13 protein-coding genes and 3 tRNA genes are annotated in these 16339 nt (G+C 56.1%); 8 read left to right on the forward strand and 8 right to left on the reverse strand.

Annotated features, from left to right (window positions below; translation table 11 throughout):
• Window positions 1-6: 6 nt before the first annotated feature.
• A complete protein-coding gene (locus ACR0EK_RS03185; RefSeq protein WP_267363439.1) occupies window positions 7-444 on the reverse strand; it encodes a CBS domain-containing protein in 438 nt (145 codons plus the stop codon).
• Between the two features lie 60 nt (window positions 445-504).
• Entirely contained in the window at window positions 505-1386 is an 882-nt protein-coding gene (locus ACR0EK_RS03190) for a LysR family transcriptional regulator (RefSeq protein ID WP_480565270.1), read from the reverse strand.
• 125 nt (window positions 1387-1511) lie between these two features.
• Between ACR0EK_RS03190 and ACR0EK_RS03195 the strand changes: the two genes are divergently transcribed.
• Window positions 1512-3011: a CoA-acylating methylmalonate-semialdehyde dehydrogenase gene (locus ACR0EK_RS03195; RefSeq protein WP_209596112.1), complete on the forward strand. Its 1500-nt coding sequence runs from the start codon at window positions 1512-1514 to the stop codon at window positions 3009-3011.
• Window positions 3012-3250: 239 nt separating this feature from the next.
• The gene (locus tag ACR0EK_RS03200) at window positions 3251-3796 is read left to right on the forward strand and encodes a L,D-transpeptidase (RefSeq protein WP_480565273.1); all 546 of its coding nucleotides are present in this window, start codon (window positions 3251-3253) and stop codon (window positions 3794-3796) included.
• Window positions 3797-3864: 68 nt separating this feature from the next.
• Here ACR0EK_RS03200 and ACR0EK_RS03205 read toward each other — a convergent pair whose 3' ends face one another.
• A complete protein-coding gene (locus tag ACR0EK_RS03205) occupies window positions 3865-4341 on the reverse strand; it encodes a fasciclin domain-containing protein (protein WP_209504046.1) in 477 nt (158 codons plus the stop codon).
• A gap of 71 nt (window positions 4342-4412) precedes the next feature.
• Complete coding sequence (locus ACR0EK_RS03210; RefSeq protein WP_480564932.1) at window positions 4413-5264, reverse strand: class I SAM-dependent methyltransferase; 852 nt, start codon at window positions 5262-5264, stop codon at window positions 4413-4415.
• Window positions 5265-5401: 137 nt separating this feature from the next.
• On the opposite strand from ACR0EK_RS03210, the gene ACR0EK_RS03215 reads away from it, so the two are divergent.
• The 5 genes from ACR0EK_RS03215 to ACR0EK_RS03235 all read left to right on the forward strand — a co-directional run bounded on the left by ACR0EK_RS03215 (window position 5402) and on the right by ACR0EK_RS03235 (window position 10125).
• Complete coding sequence (locus ACR0EK_RS03215; protein WP_480485758.1) at window positions 5402-6517, forward strand: carboxylate-amine ligase; 1116 nt, start codon at window positions 5402-5404, stop codon at window positions 6515-6517.
• A gap of 110 nt (window positions 6518-6627) precedes the next feature.
• A complete protein-coding gene (locus ACR0EK_RS03220; protein WP_480564935.1) occupies window positions 6628-7770 on the forward strand; it encodes an acyl-CoA dehydrogenase family protein in 1143 nt (380 codons plus the stop codon).
• A gap of 7 nt (window positions 7771-7777) precedes the next feature.
• Window positions 7778-8818, forward strand: coding sequence for a 3-hydroxyisobutyryl-CoA hydrolase (locus ACR0EK_RS03225; protein ID WP_480564938.1), 1041 nt, complete (start codon window positions 7778-7780; stop codon window positions 8816-8818).
• 3 nt (window positions 8819-8821) lie between these two features.
• Window positions 8822-9694: a 3-hydroxyisobutyrate dehydrogenase gene (gene mmsB / locus ACR0EK_RS03230; protein ID WP_480564941.1), complete on the forward strand. Its 873-nt coding sequence runs from the start codon at window positions 8822-8824 to the stop codon at window positions 9692-9694.
• A 107-nt stretch (window positions 9695-9801) separates the two neighbouring features.
• Window positions 9802-10125, forward strand: coding sequence for a hypothetical protein (locus tag ACR0EK_RS03235; RefSeq protein WP_209504052.1), 324 nt, complete (start codon window positions 9802-9804; stop codon window positions 10123-10125).
• Window positions 10126-10141: 16 nt separating this feature from the next.
• Here the strand turns inward: ACR0EK_RS03235 and uvrA are convergent, their stop codons facing one another.
• From uvrA to ACR0EK_RS03250, 3 genes are all read right to left on the reverse strand, one after another.
• Window positions 10142-13000, reverse strand: coding sequence for an excinuclease ABC subunit UvrA (gene uvrA / locus ACR0EK_RS03240; protein ID WP_480564944.1), 2859 nt, complete (start codon window positions 12998-13000; stop codon window positions 10142-10144).
• A 177-nt stretch (window positions 13001-13177) separates the two neighbouring features.
• Window positions 13178-13254, reverse strand: a tRNA-Asp gene (locus tag ACR0EK_RS03245).
• 45 nt (window positions 13255-13299) lie between these two features.
• Window positions 13300-13376 (reverse strand) — tRNA-Asp (locus tag ACR0EK_RS03250).
• A gap of 181 nt (window positions 13377-13557) precedes the next feature.
• Here ACR0EK_RS03250 and ACR0EK_RS03255 point away from each other — a divergent pair.
• Window positions 13558-13632 (forward strand) — tRNA-Val (locus ACR0EK_RS03255).
• Between the two features lie 138 nt (window positions 13633-13770).
• On the opposite strand, the gene lon is transcribed toward ACR0EK_RS03255, so the two are convergent.
• The gene (gene lon, locus ACR0EK_RS03260) at window positions 13771-16179 is read right to left on the reverse strand and encodes an endopeptidase La (RefSeq protein WP_480485761.1); all 2409 of its coding nucleotides are present in this window, start codon (window positions 16177-16179) and stop codon (window positions 13771-13773) included.
• Window positions 16180-16339: the final 160 nt, after the last annotated feature.

The raw sequence follows: 16339 nt of genomic DNA on the forward strand, positions 1-16339 counted from the left end.
TTGCTGTTAGTGCCCCATTATCATGCCTTCCAGGGCGTCCTTTTCCATCGCCAGTTCGGCCAGCTGGGCCTTTACCACGTCACCAAGTGTGACGATGCCGATCAGTTTACCGTCTTCGACAACCGGCATATGGCGAAAGCGTCCTTCTGTCATGCGGGCCATGATATCCTGAACAGAGGCCTGACGCGTCGTCGTGATCAGGTCCTGCGTCATGTAGGATTTTACAGGCTGGTCGAGACAGCCACTACCGCTGGCGGCAAGCTCGCGGACGATGTCGCGTTCAGACAGAATTCCAATCGCGGTTTCTCCGCCATCGTCAGAAACAACAACCGTCCCGATCCGCTTTTCCGCAAGAATCTTCGAGGCTTCTGAAACTGTCGCCATTGGCGCCACCGTTACAACGCCGTCTGTCGCTTTGGACGTCAGGATAGCCTGTACCAACATGAAGAATTCCTCCGGAATAATAACACTTATTCCAAAGCGTTGCGCGATTGTGGCGACCTGTCAAGCACCGGCATCTGCTTCCAATCGAAGCACTTCCTCGCGAATGCCGCGCGTCAGGGCATCGGCAAAGCGGTTCAACCGTTCGTTGCGCTGATCTCCTTCATGCCGAACCAGATAGAAACTGCGCGTCAGACTCACTTGATCCGTCAGGATTTTCCGAAGCCCCGGATGGAACGGCAACGTAAAGTCATGTGCCACGCAAACGCCAGTTCCCAAACTGACCTGCCGCAATTGCACCGAGACCGAGTTCGATGCAAGCGCGACACGGTCAACCCCAATATCGTTCAGGTAATCCAGTTCGCGGTCAAAGATCATGTCGGGAATGTAACCGATCAACCGGTGCCCCTTGAGGTCAGCGACCGAGTGGATTGGTTCGTGACGTTTCAAATATTCATCGGTCGCGACCAAATGCAGTTTGTAATCACTGACTTTCTTGACCAAAAGCTGCCCTGCGGTTGGCGCGCTGACGGTCACGGCCATATCGGCCTCGCGACGGGACAGGTTGATCACCCTCGGCAGAGCCAGAATCTGAATATCCAGTTCCGGGTTTGAATCACTGATCCTGGCGCAGACCTGGGGCAACAGGTAATTTGCGCTGCCATCTGGCGCGCCGATCCGGATTTGCCCGCTGAGTGATTTCGTGGATCCGGCCACGGCTCCGGCCGCTGCGCGCATCGCCTCTTCTGCATGCAATCCATGTTCCAACAGGCGCTGCCCTGCCGGTGTCAGGACATATCCCTGCTGCGACTTTGTGAACAACGCAGAATCCAGCGTCGTTTCCAATCGCGCAACACGTCGCCCCACGGTGGCGGGATCGATTTTCAGGATACGACCAGCGGAGGAAAGACTTTCCTCGCGCGCCACGGCCAGAAAGATCCGCATATCGTCCCAGTTTGGAGTCACACCGCTTCCTTTTGCATTTTTGCAAAACTCTTTTGAGACATTGCCTCTGTTCGCGGGATTTCTGCAAGCCTATTGTGCGCACAAATCTATCGGAGGAGTTATTGATGCAAGATCTGACCCATTTCCTGAACGGCGAAATGGTCGCCGGTACATCCGGTCGTTTCGACAACGTCTACAACCCGGCTACGGGCGAGGTTCAATACAAGTGCCCGATGGCAAGTGCTGCGGAAACCACGGCGGCCATTGAGGCCGCAGCCGCTGCCCAGCCGGAGTGGGGCGCGACCAACCCTCAGAAACGTGCACGTGTCATGATGGCAATGGTCGGCCTGATGAACCGCGACATGGACAAACTGGCCGAGGCACTAAGCCGCGAGCACGGCAAGACCATTCCCGATGCCAAGGGCGACTTGCAGCGTGGTCTGGAGGTGATCGAATACTGCATCGGTGCGCCTCAGATGCTGAAGGGTGAGTTCACCGACAGCGCAGGCCCCGGCATCGACATGTATTCCATGCGCCAACCGCTGGGTGTCGTGGGTTCGATCATGCCCTTTAACTTCCCTGCGATGATGCCCCTGTGGCATGTCGGTCCGGCACTGGCCTGCGGGAATGCCGTTGTTCTGAAACCGTCCGAGCGTGACCCCTCGGTTCCGCTGATGCTGGCCGAACTGTTTGTCGAAGCCGGTCTGCCCAAGGGTGTGTTCCAGGTCGTGAATGGTGATAAAGAGGCCGTTGATACGATCCTCGACAGCGAGATCATTCAGGGCGTCAGCTTTGTGGGGTCTACCCCGATCGCTCAGTATATCTACAGCCGTGCCACCGCAAACGGCAAACGCGCCCAGTGTTTTGGCGGTGCCAAGAACCACATGATCGTCATGCCCGACGCCGATCTGGATCAGGCCGCCGACGCGCTGGTCGGTGCCGGGTTTGGCGCAGCAGGCGAACGCTGCATGGCAATCTCTGTTGCGGTTCCGGTTGGTGAAGAAACCGCGGACAAGCTGATCGAAAAGCTGATACCGCGCGTCGAAAAGCTGAAAGTGGGCCCCTACACCGCTGGTGACGATGTCGACATGGGCCCTGTAGTAACCGCCGCCGCGAAAGAGCGTATCCTTGGTCTGATCAATTCGGGTGTCGAGCAAGGCGCTAAGCTGGTCGTCGATAACCGCGACTTCAGCCTGCAAGGTTATGAGGACGGTTTCTTTGTCGGCCCGCATCTGTTTGACCACGTCACTCCGGACATGGACATCTACAAACAGGAGATCTTTGGCCCGGTTCTGTCGACTGTCCGTGCAGGTTCCTACGAAGAGGCGATCGGCCTGGCGATGGACCACGAATACGGAAACGGCACAGCGATCTTTACCCGCGACGGTGACACAGCGCGCGACTTTGCCAGCCGGATCAATATCGGCATGGTGGGCATCAACGTTCCGATCCCCGTTCCGCTGGCTTATCACACCTTCGGAGGCTGGAAAAAATCCATGTTTGGTGATCTGAACCAGCATGGCCCGGACAGCTTCAAGTTCTACACCCGCACCAAAACAGTGACCGCACGCTGGCCGTCGGGCATCAAGGAAGGTGGCGAGTTCAACTTCAAAGCCATGGACTGATTTCAGCCTGCAAGATTATGGAACCCGGCCCCATTCAGGGCCGGGTTTTCGCATCTTTCCGCCGAACAGCATTCAAATTCCCCACGCTCACAAGAAATTCAGGTGCGTCTCTCTGGAAAATTGCGACCAATGGAAATATCTTGCCGCCAAATACACAGCGAGCAGTGAACTTACCGGAGGCAACCTTGGCCCAATCCCGAATAACCCGTCGTTCCGCCCTGCTGGGCGCTGCATCCCTGATGGCAACCCCTGCCCTTGTTCGGGCACAAAGCACGGACGCGTTTCCGGAAACAGAAGACGCGATCAGCACTCAGCTTCCGGTCCGACGCAATGTGTCGTCCTTCTCGCAGCAAAACTGGCAGGACCATTTTGATGAGCTGGGCGTAGGTTGCCTGTTGGCCGACATTACCAGCCGCGCGGTTCACTATTGGGCGCCGGATGGCACTTATAAGCTGTACCCCAGCTCTGTGCCCATGAGCGAAGAGCTTACAAAACGCGGCTACACAAAAGTTGTGCGCAAGACCGAGTTCCCAAGCTGGACACCGACCGCCTCGATGCGCGAGCGTGACCCCAGCCTGCCCATTCGGATCGATGGCGGTGATCCCGGAAACCCACTGGGCACCCGCGCGATGTATTTGGATTGGCCCGCTTACCTGGTTCATGGCACGCATGATACCCGCAAGATCGGCCGGCAGAGCTCGTCTGGCTGTATCGGCCTGTACAACCAACATGTCGAGGAACTGTATCCGCTGGTCCAGATTGGCACACAGGTTCGTTTGGTCTGATCTACCAGCTCAGAAAAGCAAAAGCCCCGGTCATACGCCGGGGCTTTTGACTCTTCAGGAACAGAGCATCATTCCGGCAGGATAACAGTGTCGACCACGTGGATCACACCATTGCTTGCTTCAATATCTGCCTGTATGACCTTGGCGTCATTCACTTTGACGCCGTTTTTGGCATTCACGCTCAGCCGATCACCCTGAACAGTCAGAACCTTCGCGCGCTTGCCAGCGATGTCGCCAGACATCACCTTGGCTGGTACAACATGGTACGTCAGGATCGACACGAGCTGATCTTTGTTCTCCGGCAACAACAACGTTTCCACCGTGCCTTCGGGCAATGCAGCAAACGCCTCGTCTGTTGGGGCAAAGACGGTGAATGGACCTTTTCCTTTCAGGGTATCTACCAAACCTGCAGCTTGAACTGCGGCAACCAACGTGTTGAATGATCCGGCCGCTACAGCGGTATCAACGATATCTGCTGCCTGCGCCTTGAGCGGCATGGCAAATGCAAATGCGGCGGCTGCGCCCATAAAAGTACGACGTAACATGGCTGTCTTCTCCTCTCCAGCTTGTTATGGAAAGAGGTACGGGGCTTTCGTCACGCCGGATCAGTCTGAGATCACTTTTCTTTTAGCTGCACCCAGATGCTTTGCGCGCGCCCTTCAGCCAAAAAGGGCAAATTGGCGACAGCATCGGGTCGATCTTGTTGCAGGTAATATCCCGGCCAAAGCATTGAATACGCTCCAGATTGCAGCAAAGCGTGCAGCATATACTGCTCACCCCAACCCGGGCAGTCATAGAAGAACCGCTTGGGGTATTCGTAGGGTAGAAAAACATCGTGCACATGGATCACCACTCCGGGCTTCAGTGTCGGAATGATGCGGCAGAACAAGTGTGCGACGTCGTTGCTCATCCGCACAACATGGCTGGAGTCGATAAACAGGACGTCGCCGGCTTCCAGCTCTGAAAACAGTACCGGGTCGGCCTCTTCCAGCCGTTTTTGCTCGAACCGATCAACAACATGGGCAATGTCAGCGCGGGGATACGGATCGATTGCCGTAATCGTGGTGTCAAACCCGCCATCGATGGCCGCCTGCCGGGTTACTCGGGTCGAATTACCACATCCAACCTCGATCACCCGCCGGGGCTGAAAGCGTCGGATCATCAGATACAAGGCATCCGCGTCGGGGCTGTCGTAATAGCCGTTTCCAGCACGATAGCCGGTCTGATTGCGCTCAGGATCCTTCAGCGCGTCCAGCGCATGCTTATGCGCGGCGTATTCACTGACCAGTTGCGAAATATCAAACCCATCCATTCCCGGCGACAAAGCATAGACGGGGCGCGTCAGACCTCCGGCAGCCTCAAAAGCTTCCAGCCGCGCGCGCTCATCCTGTTCGGTGACCTTGTCGACCAGTTTCACACCCAGCTCATCCAGGGCGGCGTTGATCTGCGGGAATTTTCTGGGTTTCAAGTCGCTGGCTCCGTGGTCTTTGCTGCGTTATTCCATACCTTTGGTGGTCGTTCCTCTGCAAGGACAAGCCGGGCAAACCCTTGGCAAAAAGAAAATTTCCGTATTCACTGATCAAAATAACTACCGCGAGGGCCGCCATGCAGCAGGAATTCACGATCGGGATCGAAGAAGAATACCTTCTTGTAGACCGCGACAGCCTCCAATTGTCCGAAGCTCCCGAAGCGCTGATGGAAGCCTGTCAGAATGATTTCGAAGGACAGGTCAGCCCCGAATTCCTGCAATGTCAGATAGAAGTCGGCACCCGCCCGCATGCAACCGTTGCTTCGGCGCGCGAGGACCTGAAACGCCTGCGCTCCTGTGTATCGGAACGGGCTGCGGAATATAACCTGTCACCAATAGCCGTGTCGTGCCACCCTTTTGCGAACTGGAAGGATCAGCATCACACCCGAAAGGAACGCTATGATGCGCTGCAACACGCGCTTGGGGGCGTGGCCCGCCGGATGTTGATCTGCGGCATGCATGTTCATGTCGGGGTCGAAGACCGAGCCTTGCGTTCTGATCTGATGCCGCAATTGTCTTACTTCCTGCCGCATCTTCTGGCGTTGTCAACGTCCTCGCCTTTCTGGAACGGCGAGGATACGGGCCTGTCGTCGTACCGTCTGACCGTCTTTGACAATCTGCCACGTACCGGTCTGCCACCGGTCTTTGCAAGCTGGGGCGAATATGAGCGCACCACGGGTATTTTGATTGAACTTGGGGTCATCGAAGATACCACTAAGATCTGGTGGGACCTGCGCCCCTCGCATCGCTTTCCAACGCTTGAAACGCGGATTATGGATGTCCAGCCAAGGTTGGAACACACGCTTTCACTGGCCGCCCTTGTTCAGGCGTTGACCAGAATGTTGTGCCGCTTGAAAGATCGCAACTTGCGCTGGCGGCAATATGATCGCTTTCTGATAGGTGAAAACCGCTGGCGCGCGCAGCGATATGGTGTGGGCGAAGGATTGATCGATTTCGGCGATCGCTCGATCAAACCCATGTCCGACCTGATCGGTGATCTGATGGGATTGCTGGCCGAAGACGCCGAGGCACTGGGCACAATGTCGGAACTGGCCCGCCTGCGGCAGATCGCCGAAAACGGCACCTCGGCCACACGCCAGCGCCGCGTTCATGCCGAGGCTTCCGCGCGCGGGGAAGATCCTGGCAAGGCCGTCGTGCGCCACCTGATCGAAGAGTTCCACGCGGATCTTTAGACACTGGCGACAACAGTCCCCTGCCCAGAGCCATTGTTGAGCCTGCAAAATTTCTGTAAGAATTCAGAAATAAACAACTGTTCAATTCATTGCCGATGGGAGGGAGCGCCATGGATTTCGCACTCAGCGAGGAACAAACAGCCATTTTCGACATGGCACATGCCTTTGGTCAGGAACATATCGCCCCTTTTGCCCGGCAATGGGAGGCTGATGGAACGATCCCCAAAACCTTATGGCCCCAAATCGGAGAGCTTGGCTTCGGCGCCCTTTACGTGTCCGAGGCCAGCGGTGGGTCAAACCTGACCCGTCTGGATGCAACTCTGGTTTTTGAGGCCCTATCGATGGCCTGCCCGTCGGTCGCGGCGTTCCTGTCGATCCATAATATGTGCGCCAAGATGCTCGACAACTTTGCAGACGATGACCTCAAGGCGCGCATCATGCCCGATGTTCTGAGCTTGAAAACTGTGTTGAGTTATTGCTTGACCGAGCCCGGTTCTGGATCGGATGCGGCAGCGCTGAAAACACGCGCCGAACGGACCAACGAAGGCTATACGCTGAACGGAACAAAGGCCTTCATTTCAGGCGGCGGATATTCCGACGCTTACGTCTGTATGGTGCGTACTGGCCAGGACGGGCCCAAAGGGATTTCGACCGTTTACGTTGAAGACGGCACGCCCGGCCTCAGCTTTGGCGCGCTCGAGCAGAAGATGGGCTGGAAAAGCCAACCCACCGCGCAAGTTCAGTTCGACGATTGCAAGATACCGGCCGGAAACCTTGTGGGCGCGGAAGGTGACGGATTCAAATACGCGATGATGGGGTTGGATGGCGGGCGGCTTAACATTTCTGCCTGCTCGCTTGGGGCCGCTCAGGCCGGGCTGGATATGACGCTGCAATACATGTCCGAACGAAAGGCTTTTGGCCAATCCATCGACCAGTTTCAGGCCCTTCAATTCCGTCTGGCGGATATGGAGATCGAATTGCAGGCCGCGCGTACGTTCCTTCGGCAGGCAGCCTGGAAGCTGGATCAGGGCGCGCCGGATGCCACGAAGTTCTGCGCCATGGCCAAGAAGTTCGTTACCGAGACCGGATCGAAAGTTGTGGACCAGTGCCTGCAATTGCATGGCGGTTATGGCTATCTTGCGGATTACGGCATCGAAAAGCTTGTGCGTGATCTTCGTGTGCACCAGATATTGGAAGGCACGAACGAGATCATGCGTGTGATTGTATCACGCCAATTGCTTGCCAATCGCTGAGGCACCCATGTCAGATATCGATATCCGCACCACAGGCCGTGCCGGGCGTATCACCCTGACCCGTCCTCATGCGCTGAACGCGATGACCTATGACATGTGCATGGCTATCGACACAGCGCTGCGCAACTGGCGCGAGGACGATGAGATTAACCTGATCATCCTGGACGCCGAAGGGGAAAAGGCCTTCTGCGCGGGCGGTGATATTGCTGAACTTTATGAAACCGGCACCAAGGGTGATTTTTCTTACGGTCAGAAATTCTGGCGTGACGAATACCGTCTGAATGCCCTGATCTTCGAATATCCCAAACCGGTCATCAGCTTTCTTCAGGGGTTCGCGATGGGCGGCGGTGTTGGCATCGGATGCCATGGCAGCCATCGCGTTGTGGGAGAAAGCGCAAAGATTGCCATGCCAGAATGCTCCATCGGACTGGTGCCGGATGTCGGCGGCTCGTTGATGCTGGCCCTTGCGCCTGGACGCGCGGGTGAGTTTCTGGGAACAACGGGCTATCGGATGGGGCCTGCGGATGCGATCTATGCAGGGTTTGCCGACCTTTTCATCCCGCAATCACAATGGTCCGATCTGATCGAGTTGCTCGAAGCCTCTGGAAACGCTGAGCTGTTGGCTGACCACGCCGATACACCGACCGATGGTGAATTGGTGAACTTGCAGGCCCAAATCGATCAGCATTTTTCCGGTGAAACCCTTGGCGACGTTCTGAACAGTCTGCGCAGCGACGACAGTGAGTTTTCGGCGAAAACTCTGGGCATGCTGAGGAAAAACGCACCGCTTTCCGTGGCTTGCACAATCGAGGTTCTTCATCGCCTGCGCTCCCCTTCTCTGACCATACGCCGAGCTCTGGAGATGGAGTATCGTTTCACCCACCGCGCGATGGAGCATGGCGATTTTCTGGAAGGCATCCGCGCGCAGATCATCGACAAGGATCGCAACCCGAACTGGCAGTTTCCTGACATGAACGTCCCTCTGGTTACCGTGTCGAAAATGCTTCAGCCCCTGGGTGCGGACGCCCTGACTTTCGAAGAGGATTAAGAGATGCAAATCGGTTTCATCGGACTGGGAAACATGGGCGCGCCAATGGCAGCCAATCTTGCAAAAGCCGGTCATAAAGTACTTGGCTTTGATACAGCAGGCGTGACGGTTGACGGGGTTACTCAAGCCGCAACCGCTTCGGAAGCTGTTGCAGCGGCCGATGCTGTCATCACGATGCTGCCAAACGGTGCGATTCTGAGGGCCGTTGCGGATCAGATCATTCCTGCAATGGCACAAGGTGCCGTGCTAATCGATTGCTCGACAGTTGATGTGGAAAGCGCGCGGGCAGTTGCGGATCAGGCCATCAGTGCCGGACTGTTGTCCGTAGACGCGCCAGTTTCTGGCGGCATCGGAGGTGCGGCGGCTGGCACGCTGACCTTCATGGCTGGCGGATCAGAGGCCGCGTTTGCCAAGGCATCCCCCCTGTTCGATATCATGGGGCAGAAAGCTGTTCACTGTGGTGAGGCCGGTGCCGGTCAAGCTGCCAAGATCTGCAATAACATGATCCTTGGTGTCACTATGATTGCAACCTGTGAAGCCTTCGCATTGGCCGACAAACTGGGTTTGGACCGGCAAAAGATGTTTGACGTGGTAAGTACGTCGTCCGGATACAGCTGGACAATGAACGCCTATTGCCCTGCCCCCGGTGTCGGCCCGCAAAGCCCTGCGGACAATGGGTATGCCCCCGGATTCGCGGCTGAGCTGATGCTGAAGGACCTGCGCCTCAGCCAGCAGGCGGCTGAGAGTGCAGATGCAGATACGCCAATGGGTCAGGTTGCCACCGCGCTTTATGAGCAATTTGTCGAGAACGAAGATGGCAAGGGACGCGATTTCAGTGCCATGCTGCCACGGTTTGAAAAGCGCAGGCGTGACTAAGACAACTGGCGGCATCTTGCCCAACGATTTGACAGATCTTGGGCAAGCGACCATCTAGGCAGTCATGAACAAAAGGCCCGGCTGGCCAAATCGCAAAGGAAGGCGACATGACGAGATTTTTGGTAACGACGGCAACTCTGGCGGCTTTGGCCCTTTCCCCGGTTGCCGCGGTTGCAAAAAACAAGGCCGGGCATTGCCCTCCGGGTCTGGCCAAGAAATCCGTTCCCTGTGTGCCGCCGGGTCAGGCAAAGAAAATCTATCGCGATGGTGACTTCATTACCAACGATTACCGCTGGATCAATGACCCTTATCGCTATGGGTTGAACCGAAACTACTCATATGTCCGTGCAGGTGACTACGTGTACCGGGTCGACCCCGAGACACGCAAAGTATTGAACCTGATCGGCGCGATCGCAGATATCCTGAACTGAGTCCGCGTCTGGGCACTTATTCCGCCGCGACACGCGCCCCTTTCAGCATCGGCTTCAGGTATCGCCCGGTGTGGCTGCGTTCAACATCGGCTATGTCTTCCGGTGTTCCGGTGGCGACAATTTCGCCACCGCCATCACCACCTTCAGGTCCAATGTCGATGATATGATCCGCGGTTTTAACCACGTCCAGATTATGTTCAATCACTACGACCGTATTGCCTTGATCGACAAGTTCGTGCAGCACTTCCAACAGCTTGCGAACATCTTCGAAATGCAGACCTGTTGTCGGTTCGTCGAGAATATAGAGCGTACGTCCGGTTGAACGTTTCGACAGTTCCTTTGACAGCTTCACCCGCTGCGCCTCGCCACCTGACAACGTCGTGGCTTGTTGACCCACCTTGATATAGCCAAGACCCACACGCGCAAGGGCGTCCATCTTGTCCCGGATTGAGGGCACGGCCTTGAAGAACTCCTGCGCATCTTCCACTGTCATATCAAGCACATCCGCGATGGATTTACCCTTGAACTTGATCTCAAGCGTTTCGCGGTTATACCGCGCGCCTTTGCAGGTTTCGCAAGTCACATAGACGTCCGGCAGAAAGTGCATCTCGATCTTGATGACACCGTCACCTTGACATGCCTCACACCGCCCGCCTTTGACGTTAAAGCTGAAGCGACCGGGTTTGTACCCGCGTGCCTTAGCCTCGGGCAGACCGGCAAACCAATCTCGGATCGGGGTAAAGGCCCCGGTGTAAGTCGCCGGGTTTGAACGCGGCGTTCGCCCAATGGGGCGCTGGTCGATGTCGATGACCTTATCGAGGTGCTCCAGCCCCTTGATGGTTTCACAGGGTGCTGGTGTCTGACGTGCCCCGTTCAGCCGCATTGACGCGGTTTTGAACAATGTCTCAATCGTGAGGGTGGATTTACCCCCGCCCGACACACCGGTGACACAAACAAATTTGCCCAAGGGGAATTCGGCTGTGACATTCTTCAGGTTGTTGCCCGTGGCCTTGACCACCGTGACTTTCTGCTTCTTCCCCTTCCGACGCTGCACCGGAACCGCGATTTCACGCGTTCCTGCCAGGTACTGCCCGGTAATGGAGGCCGCATCTGCCGCGATTTCCGCAGGCGTTCCGTGACTGACCACCTGACCGCCATGCACACCTGCCCCCGGACCGATGTCGAAAACATAGTCAGCCTCGCGGATGGCTTCCTCGTCATGTTCTACAACGATCACCGTATTGCCCTGATCCCTCAGGTTCTTGAGCGTATCCAGAAGCCGGTCATTGTCACGCTGATGCAGTCCGATCGAAGGCTCATCCAGCACATAGAGGACCCCGGTCAGCCCCGAGCCGATCTGACTGGCCAGACGAATACGCTGGCTTTCGCCTCCTGACAGCGTTCCGCTTGAACGGGACAGCGTAAGGTATTCCAAACCAACGTTATTCAGGAAACCAAGTCGCTCGCGAATTTCCTTGAGGATGGCGCGGGCAATTTCGTTTTTCTGGGCGCTCAGGTGGTTGGGCGCATCTTCGATCCACGCCAAAGCCTCACGGATCGACATCTGCACCACCTGCCCCACATGCAGCCCGGCGATCTTAACCGCCAGCGCTTCGGCCCGCAGCCTGTAGCCTTCGCAGGCGCCGCAGGGGCGATTGTTTTGATATCGTTCAAATTCCTCACGAATCCACGCGCTGTCAGTTTCGCGGTACCGCCGTTCCATATTCGGGATCACGCCTTCAAAACTGCGGGTCACTTGATAGACGCGCCCGCCTTCGTCGTACCGGAACAGAATTTCATCATCCCCGGACCCACGCAGAAAGACCTCCTGCACATTTTTCGGCAGGTCTTTCCAGGGCGTGTTCTTGTCAAACTCGTAATGGCGCGCGATGGCCTCGATGGTTTGCAGGAAATATGGTGATTTGCCCTTTCGCCATGGGGCCAAAGCACCATCGTAGAGTTTCAGAGTCTGGTCCGGCACCACCAAGCGTTCATCGAAAAACAACTCGACCCCAAGACCGTCACAATCCGGGCAGGCACCGAATGGCGCGTTGAACGAAAACAGGCGTGGTTCGATTTCGGGAATGGTGAAACCGCTGACCGGGCAGGCAAAATTCTCACTGAATGTGATGCGTTCCGGATCACCCTCGCGCGGGGCAGTTTCCAATATGGCAATCCCGTCCGCCAAGTCCAGAGCGGTGCGCAAGCTGTCGGCCAGGCGCGTTTCCATTCCTTCCCGTACAACCAGTCTATCAACAACCACATCGATATCGTGACGGAATTTCTTATCCAATACAGGCGGTTGATCAAGTTCGTAAAACTCTCCGTCCACCTTGACGCGCTGGAAACCCTGTTTGCGCAGCTCCAGGAATTCTTTTTTGTACTCACCCTTCCGGTCGCGCACGATGGGGGCCAGAAGATAGCCGCGTGTGCCGTCTTCCATTGCCATGATCCGGTCGACCATGTCCTGCACTTGCTGCGCCTCAATCGGCTGCCCGGTGGCCGGGCTGTAGGGCGTTCCGGCGCGCGCAAACAACAGACGCAGATAGTCATAGATTTCGGTTACCGTGCCCACAGTTGAACGCGGGTTCTTGGACGTCGTCTTTTGTTCAATCGAAATTGCCGGAGACAGGCCGCTGATATGGTCGACATCCGGCTTTTCCATCATATCCAGGAATTGCCGGGCATAGGCCGAAAGGCTTTCGACATACCGGCGCTGGCCTTCTGCATAGATGGTGTCAAACGCCAATGAGGACTTCCCCGAACCCGACAGTCCGGTGATGACCACCAACTGATCCCGAGGGATATCAACGTCTATACCTTTGAGGTTATGTTCGCGCGCGCCGCGCACCTCGATATTCTTCAGCTCAGCCATATGCGGCCCCCAACAAACAAGTGGTTAAGAGATAGGCGAGCCAGACCAAGACTCCAACAGAAAAGTTAGAACATTTAGTGAACAGTCGAAATTTCGCCGATTAGAACCTGCAATGATCAATGGATTGGAAAAAGGTGCCCGTAAAGGCGCAACCGTTGATCTGCTTGAGGATGAAAATGGCGCGGTTGACGGGGCTCGAACCCGCGACCCCCGGCGTGACAGGCCGGTACTCTAACCAACTGAGCTACAACCGCGCATCTATTTTCGTGGCCTTTTGCCTGGACCAAGGTTGGCAGCGGTGGCGCGGTTGACGGGGCTCGAACCCGCGACCCCCGGCGTGACAGGCCGGTACTCTAACCAACTGAGCTACAACCGCCCGCTGCATGTTCATTGCTGAACGTTTGGGTGTATTATGGCTACGCTCGGGCAGCGTCAAGCGGCGTTTTCAAGTTTTTTGTCAGATTCCAGAATTTTGTATACGGCGCGATTTTTTGCGGATGCCGCAGGTTCTATTTCCCTTGCAGCCAACCTTCGGGAAAGATATCACCCCGTCCCATGGGTGATTAGCTCAGTGGTAGAGCGCTTCGTTCACATCGAAGATGTCAGCGGTTCAAATCCGTTATCACCCACCATTTTCCAGAGCACACCGATGCCCAAAATGAAACGCTGGTTTCATGCAACGTCTTGGCGCTGCATGGTGCGGTCTTCACTACATCCCTCAACAAAAAAGGCGAAGCTATTGCTTCGCCTTTTGTTGACTCACCAAAGACTTAATGCGCGGTCGCGGAAGGTCCGGTATTACCGGGCGACGCGGCCGCCGCTGCCGCGGCCTCTTCCGCGGCTTCGTCCCATTCGATCGGTTCCGGTTTACGCACCAAAGCATGTTCCAGAACTTCCGAGACATGTTTGACCGGGATGATCTTCAGCCCTTCTTTGACGTTGTCCGGGATATCCGCCAGATCCTTTTCATTCTCTTCCGGGATCAAAACGGTCTTTATCCCACCACGCAGCGCGGCCAGCAGTTTTTCTTTCAAACCACCAATCGGCATCGCATTCCCGCGTAGTGAGACTTCGCCGGTCATAGCAATGTCTTTCCGAACGGGAATACCGGTCAGAACCGAGACAATCGACGTGACCATAGCCAAACCAGCCGATGGGCCATCCTTGGGTGTCGCGCCATCCGGTACGTGAACGTGAATGTCGATCTTGTCGAACTGCGGCGGCTTTACCCCGATCTGAGGTGAAATCGAACGCACATAGGACGAAGCGGCGTCGATGGATTCCTTCATCACATCGCCCAGCTTACCGGTCGTCTTCATCCGCCCTTTGCCGGGCAGTTTCAACGCTTCGATATGCAACAGGTCGCCACCCACTGACGTCCAGGCAAGACCGGTGACAACACCAACCTGATCGTCCTGCTCGGCCAGGCCATAACGGAATTTCGGCACACCCAGGAAATCTTGCAGGTTTTCGGGTGTGACCTTAACGGTTTCCGCGTCCTTCTTGATGATCTTGGTCAGCGATTTGCGCGCAACCTTGGCGATTTCACGTTCAAGGTTCCGTACGCCCGCCTCACGGGTATAGGTGCGGATGATCTTTTGCAGCGCCTCATCGGTCAGTTCGAATTCCTTGGCTTTCAAACCATGGTTCTTGACCTGTTTGCTGATCAGGTGCTGCTTGGCGATCTCACGCTTTTCGTCCTCGGTGTAACCGGCCAACGGGATGATCTCCATCCGGTCAAGCAGAGGCCCGGGCATGTTGTAGCTGTTCGACGTGGTCAGGAACATCACGTTGGACAGGTCATATTCAACCTCAAGATAATGGTCCATGAACGTGTTGTTCTGTTCGGGGTCCAGCACCTCAAGCATCGCGGATGCCGGGTCACCCCGGAAATCCTGCCCCATCTTGTCGATTTCATCCAACAAAATCAGCGGGTTCGTGGTTTTCGCCTTCTTCAGCGCCTGAATGATCTTGCCGGGCATCGAGCCAATGTAAGTCCGACGATGGCCCCGGATTTCGGATTCGTCGCGTACACCACCCAATGAGATGCGAATGAACTCGCGCCCGGTTGCCTTCGCAACCGACTTACCCAGCGATGTTTTACCGACGCCCGGAGGACCGACAAGGCACAGAATCGGCCCTTTCAGCTTTTTCGAGCGCTGTTGAACCGCAAGGTATTCAACGATCCGTTCCTTGACCTTCTCAAGCCCATAATGGTCGGCGTCCAGAATCTCCTGCGCGCGGCCCAGATCCTTTTTGACACGGGACTTGGTGCCCCAAGGCAGAGCAAGAATCCAATCCAGATAGTTGCGCACGACTGTGGCTTCGGCCGACATGGGCGACATGTTCTTGAGCTTCTTAAGCTCACCCTCGGCCTTTTCCCGCGCTTCTTTCGACAGCTTGGTCTCGGCGATTTTGGCTTCCAGTTCAGCAACTTCGTTGCTGCCGTCCTCACCATCGCCAAGTTCCTTCTGAATGGCCTTCATCTGCTCATTCAGATAATATTCACGCTGCGTCTTCTCCATCTGGGATTTGACGCGGGTCTTGATCTTCTTCTCGACCTGCAGAACAGACATCTCGCCCTGCATCAGGCCATAGACCTTCTCAAGCCGCTCGCTGACGCTGAGAGTTTCCAGAAGCTCCTGCTTTTGTTCGACTTCGATGCCCAGATGCCCCGACACAAGGTCGGCCAGCTTCGCAGGCTCGGTTGTATCGCCCACTGCGGTCAGTGCCTCTTCGGGGATGTTCTTGCGCACTTTGGCGTAACGCTCGAACTCGTCCGCGACAGTGCGCAACAGTGCTTCGGTCGTGGTGACGTCGCCGGGAATTTCGGTCAGGTATTCCGCGCGGGCTTCGAAGAACTCTTCGTTCTCCAGAAACTCGGTGATCTGAACGCGCGCCTGCCCTTCGACCAGCACTTTTACCGTGCCATCGGGCAGCTTCAGCAGTTGCAGCACATTTGCCAGAACGCCGGTGCGGTAGATGCCTTCTTCATCAGGGTCGTCAACGCCGGGATCGACCTGGCTGGACAACAAAATTTGCTTGTCGTCCTGCATCACCTCTTCCAGCGCGCGGACCGATTTGTCACGGCCTACGAAAAGCGGAACGATCATATGTGGGAACACCACAATATCGCGCAGCGGCAGGACGGGGTAGGAGGAATTCAGAGGCTCTTGCATGCTCTATCCTTATCGTTGGCAAGACGGTACTTGTCCCTCATCGAGGCAACATTTGACCGTCTCCTGTCTTGGACGATAAAGGTGGGGCCTCATCGCCCATTTTCAACCTTACCGCCATGTATCACCAATCAGAATGAACCGAGGTTTGGCGGACTGCAAG

Source organism: Ruegeria sp. AE4, from assembly GCF_056542185.1.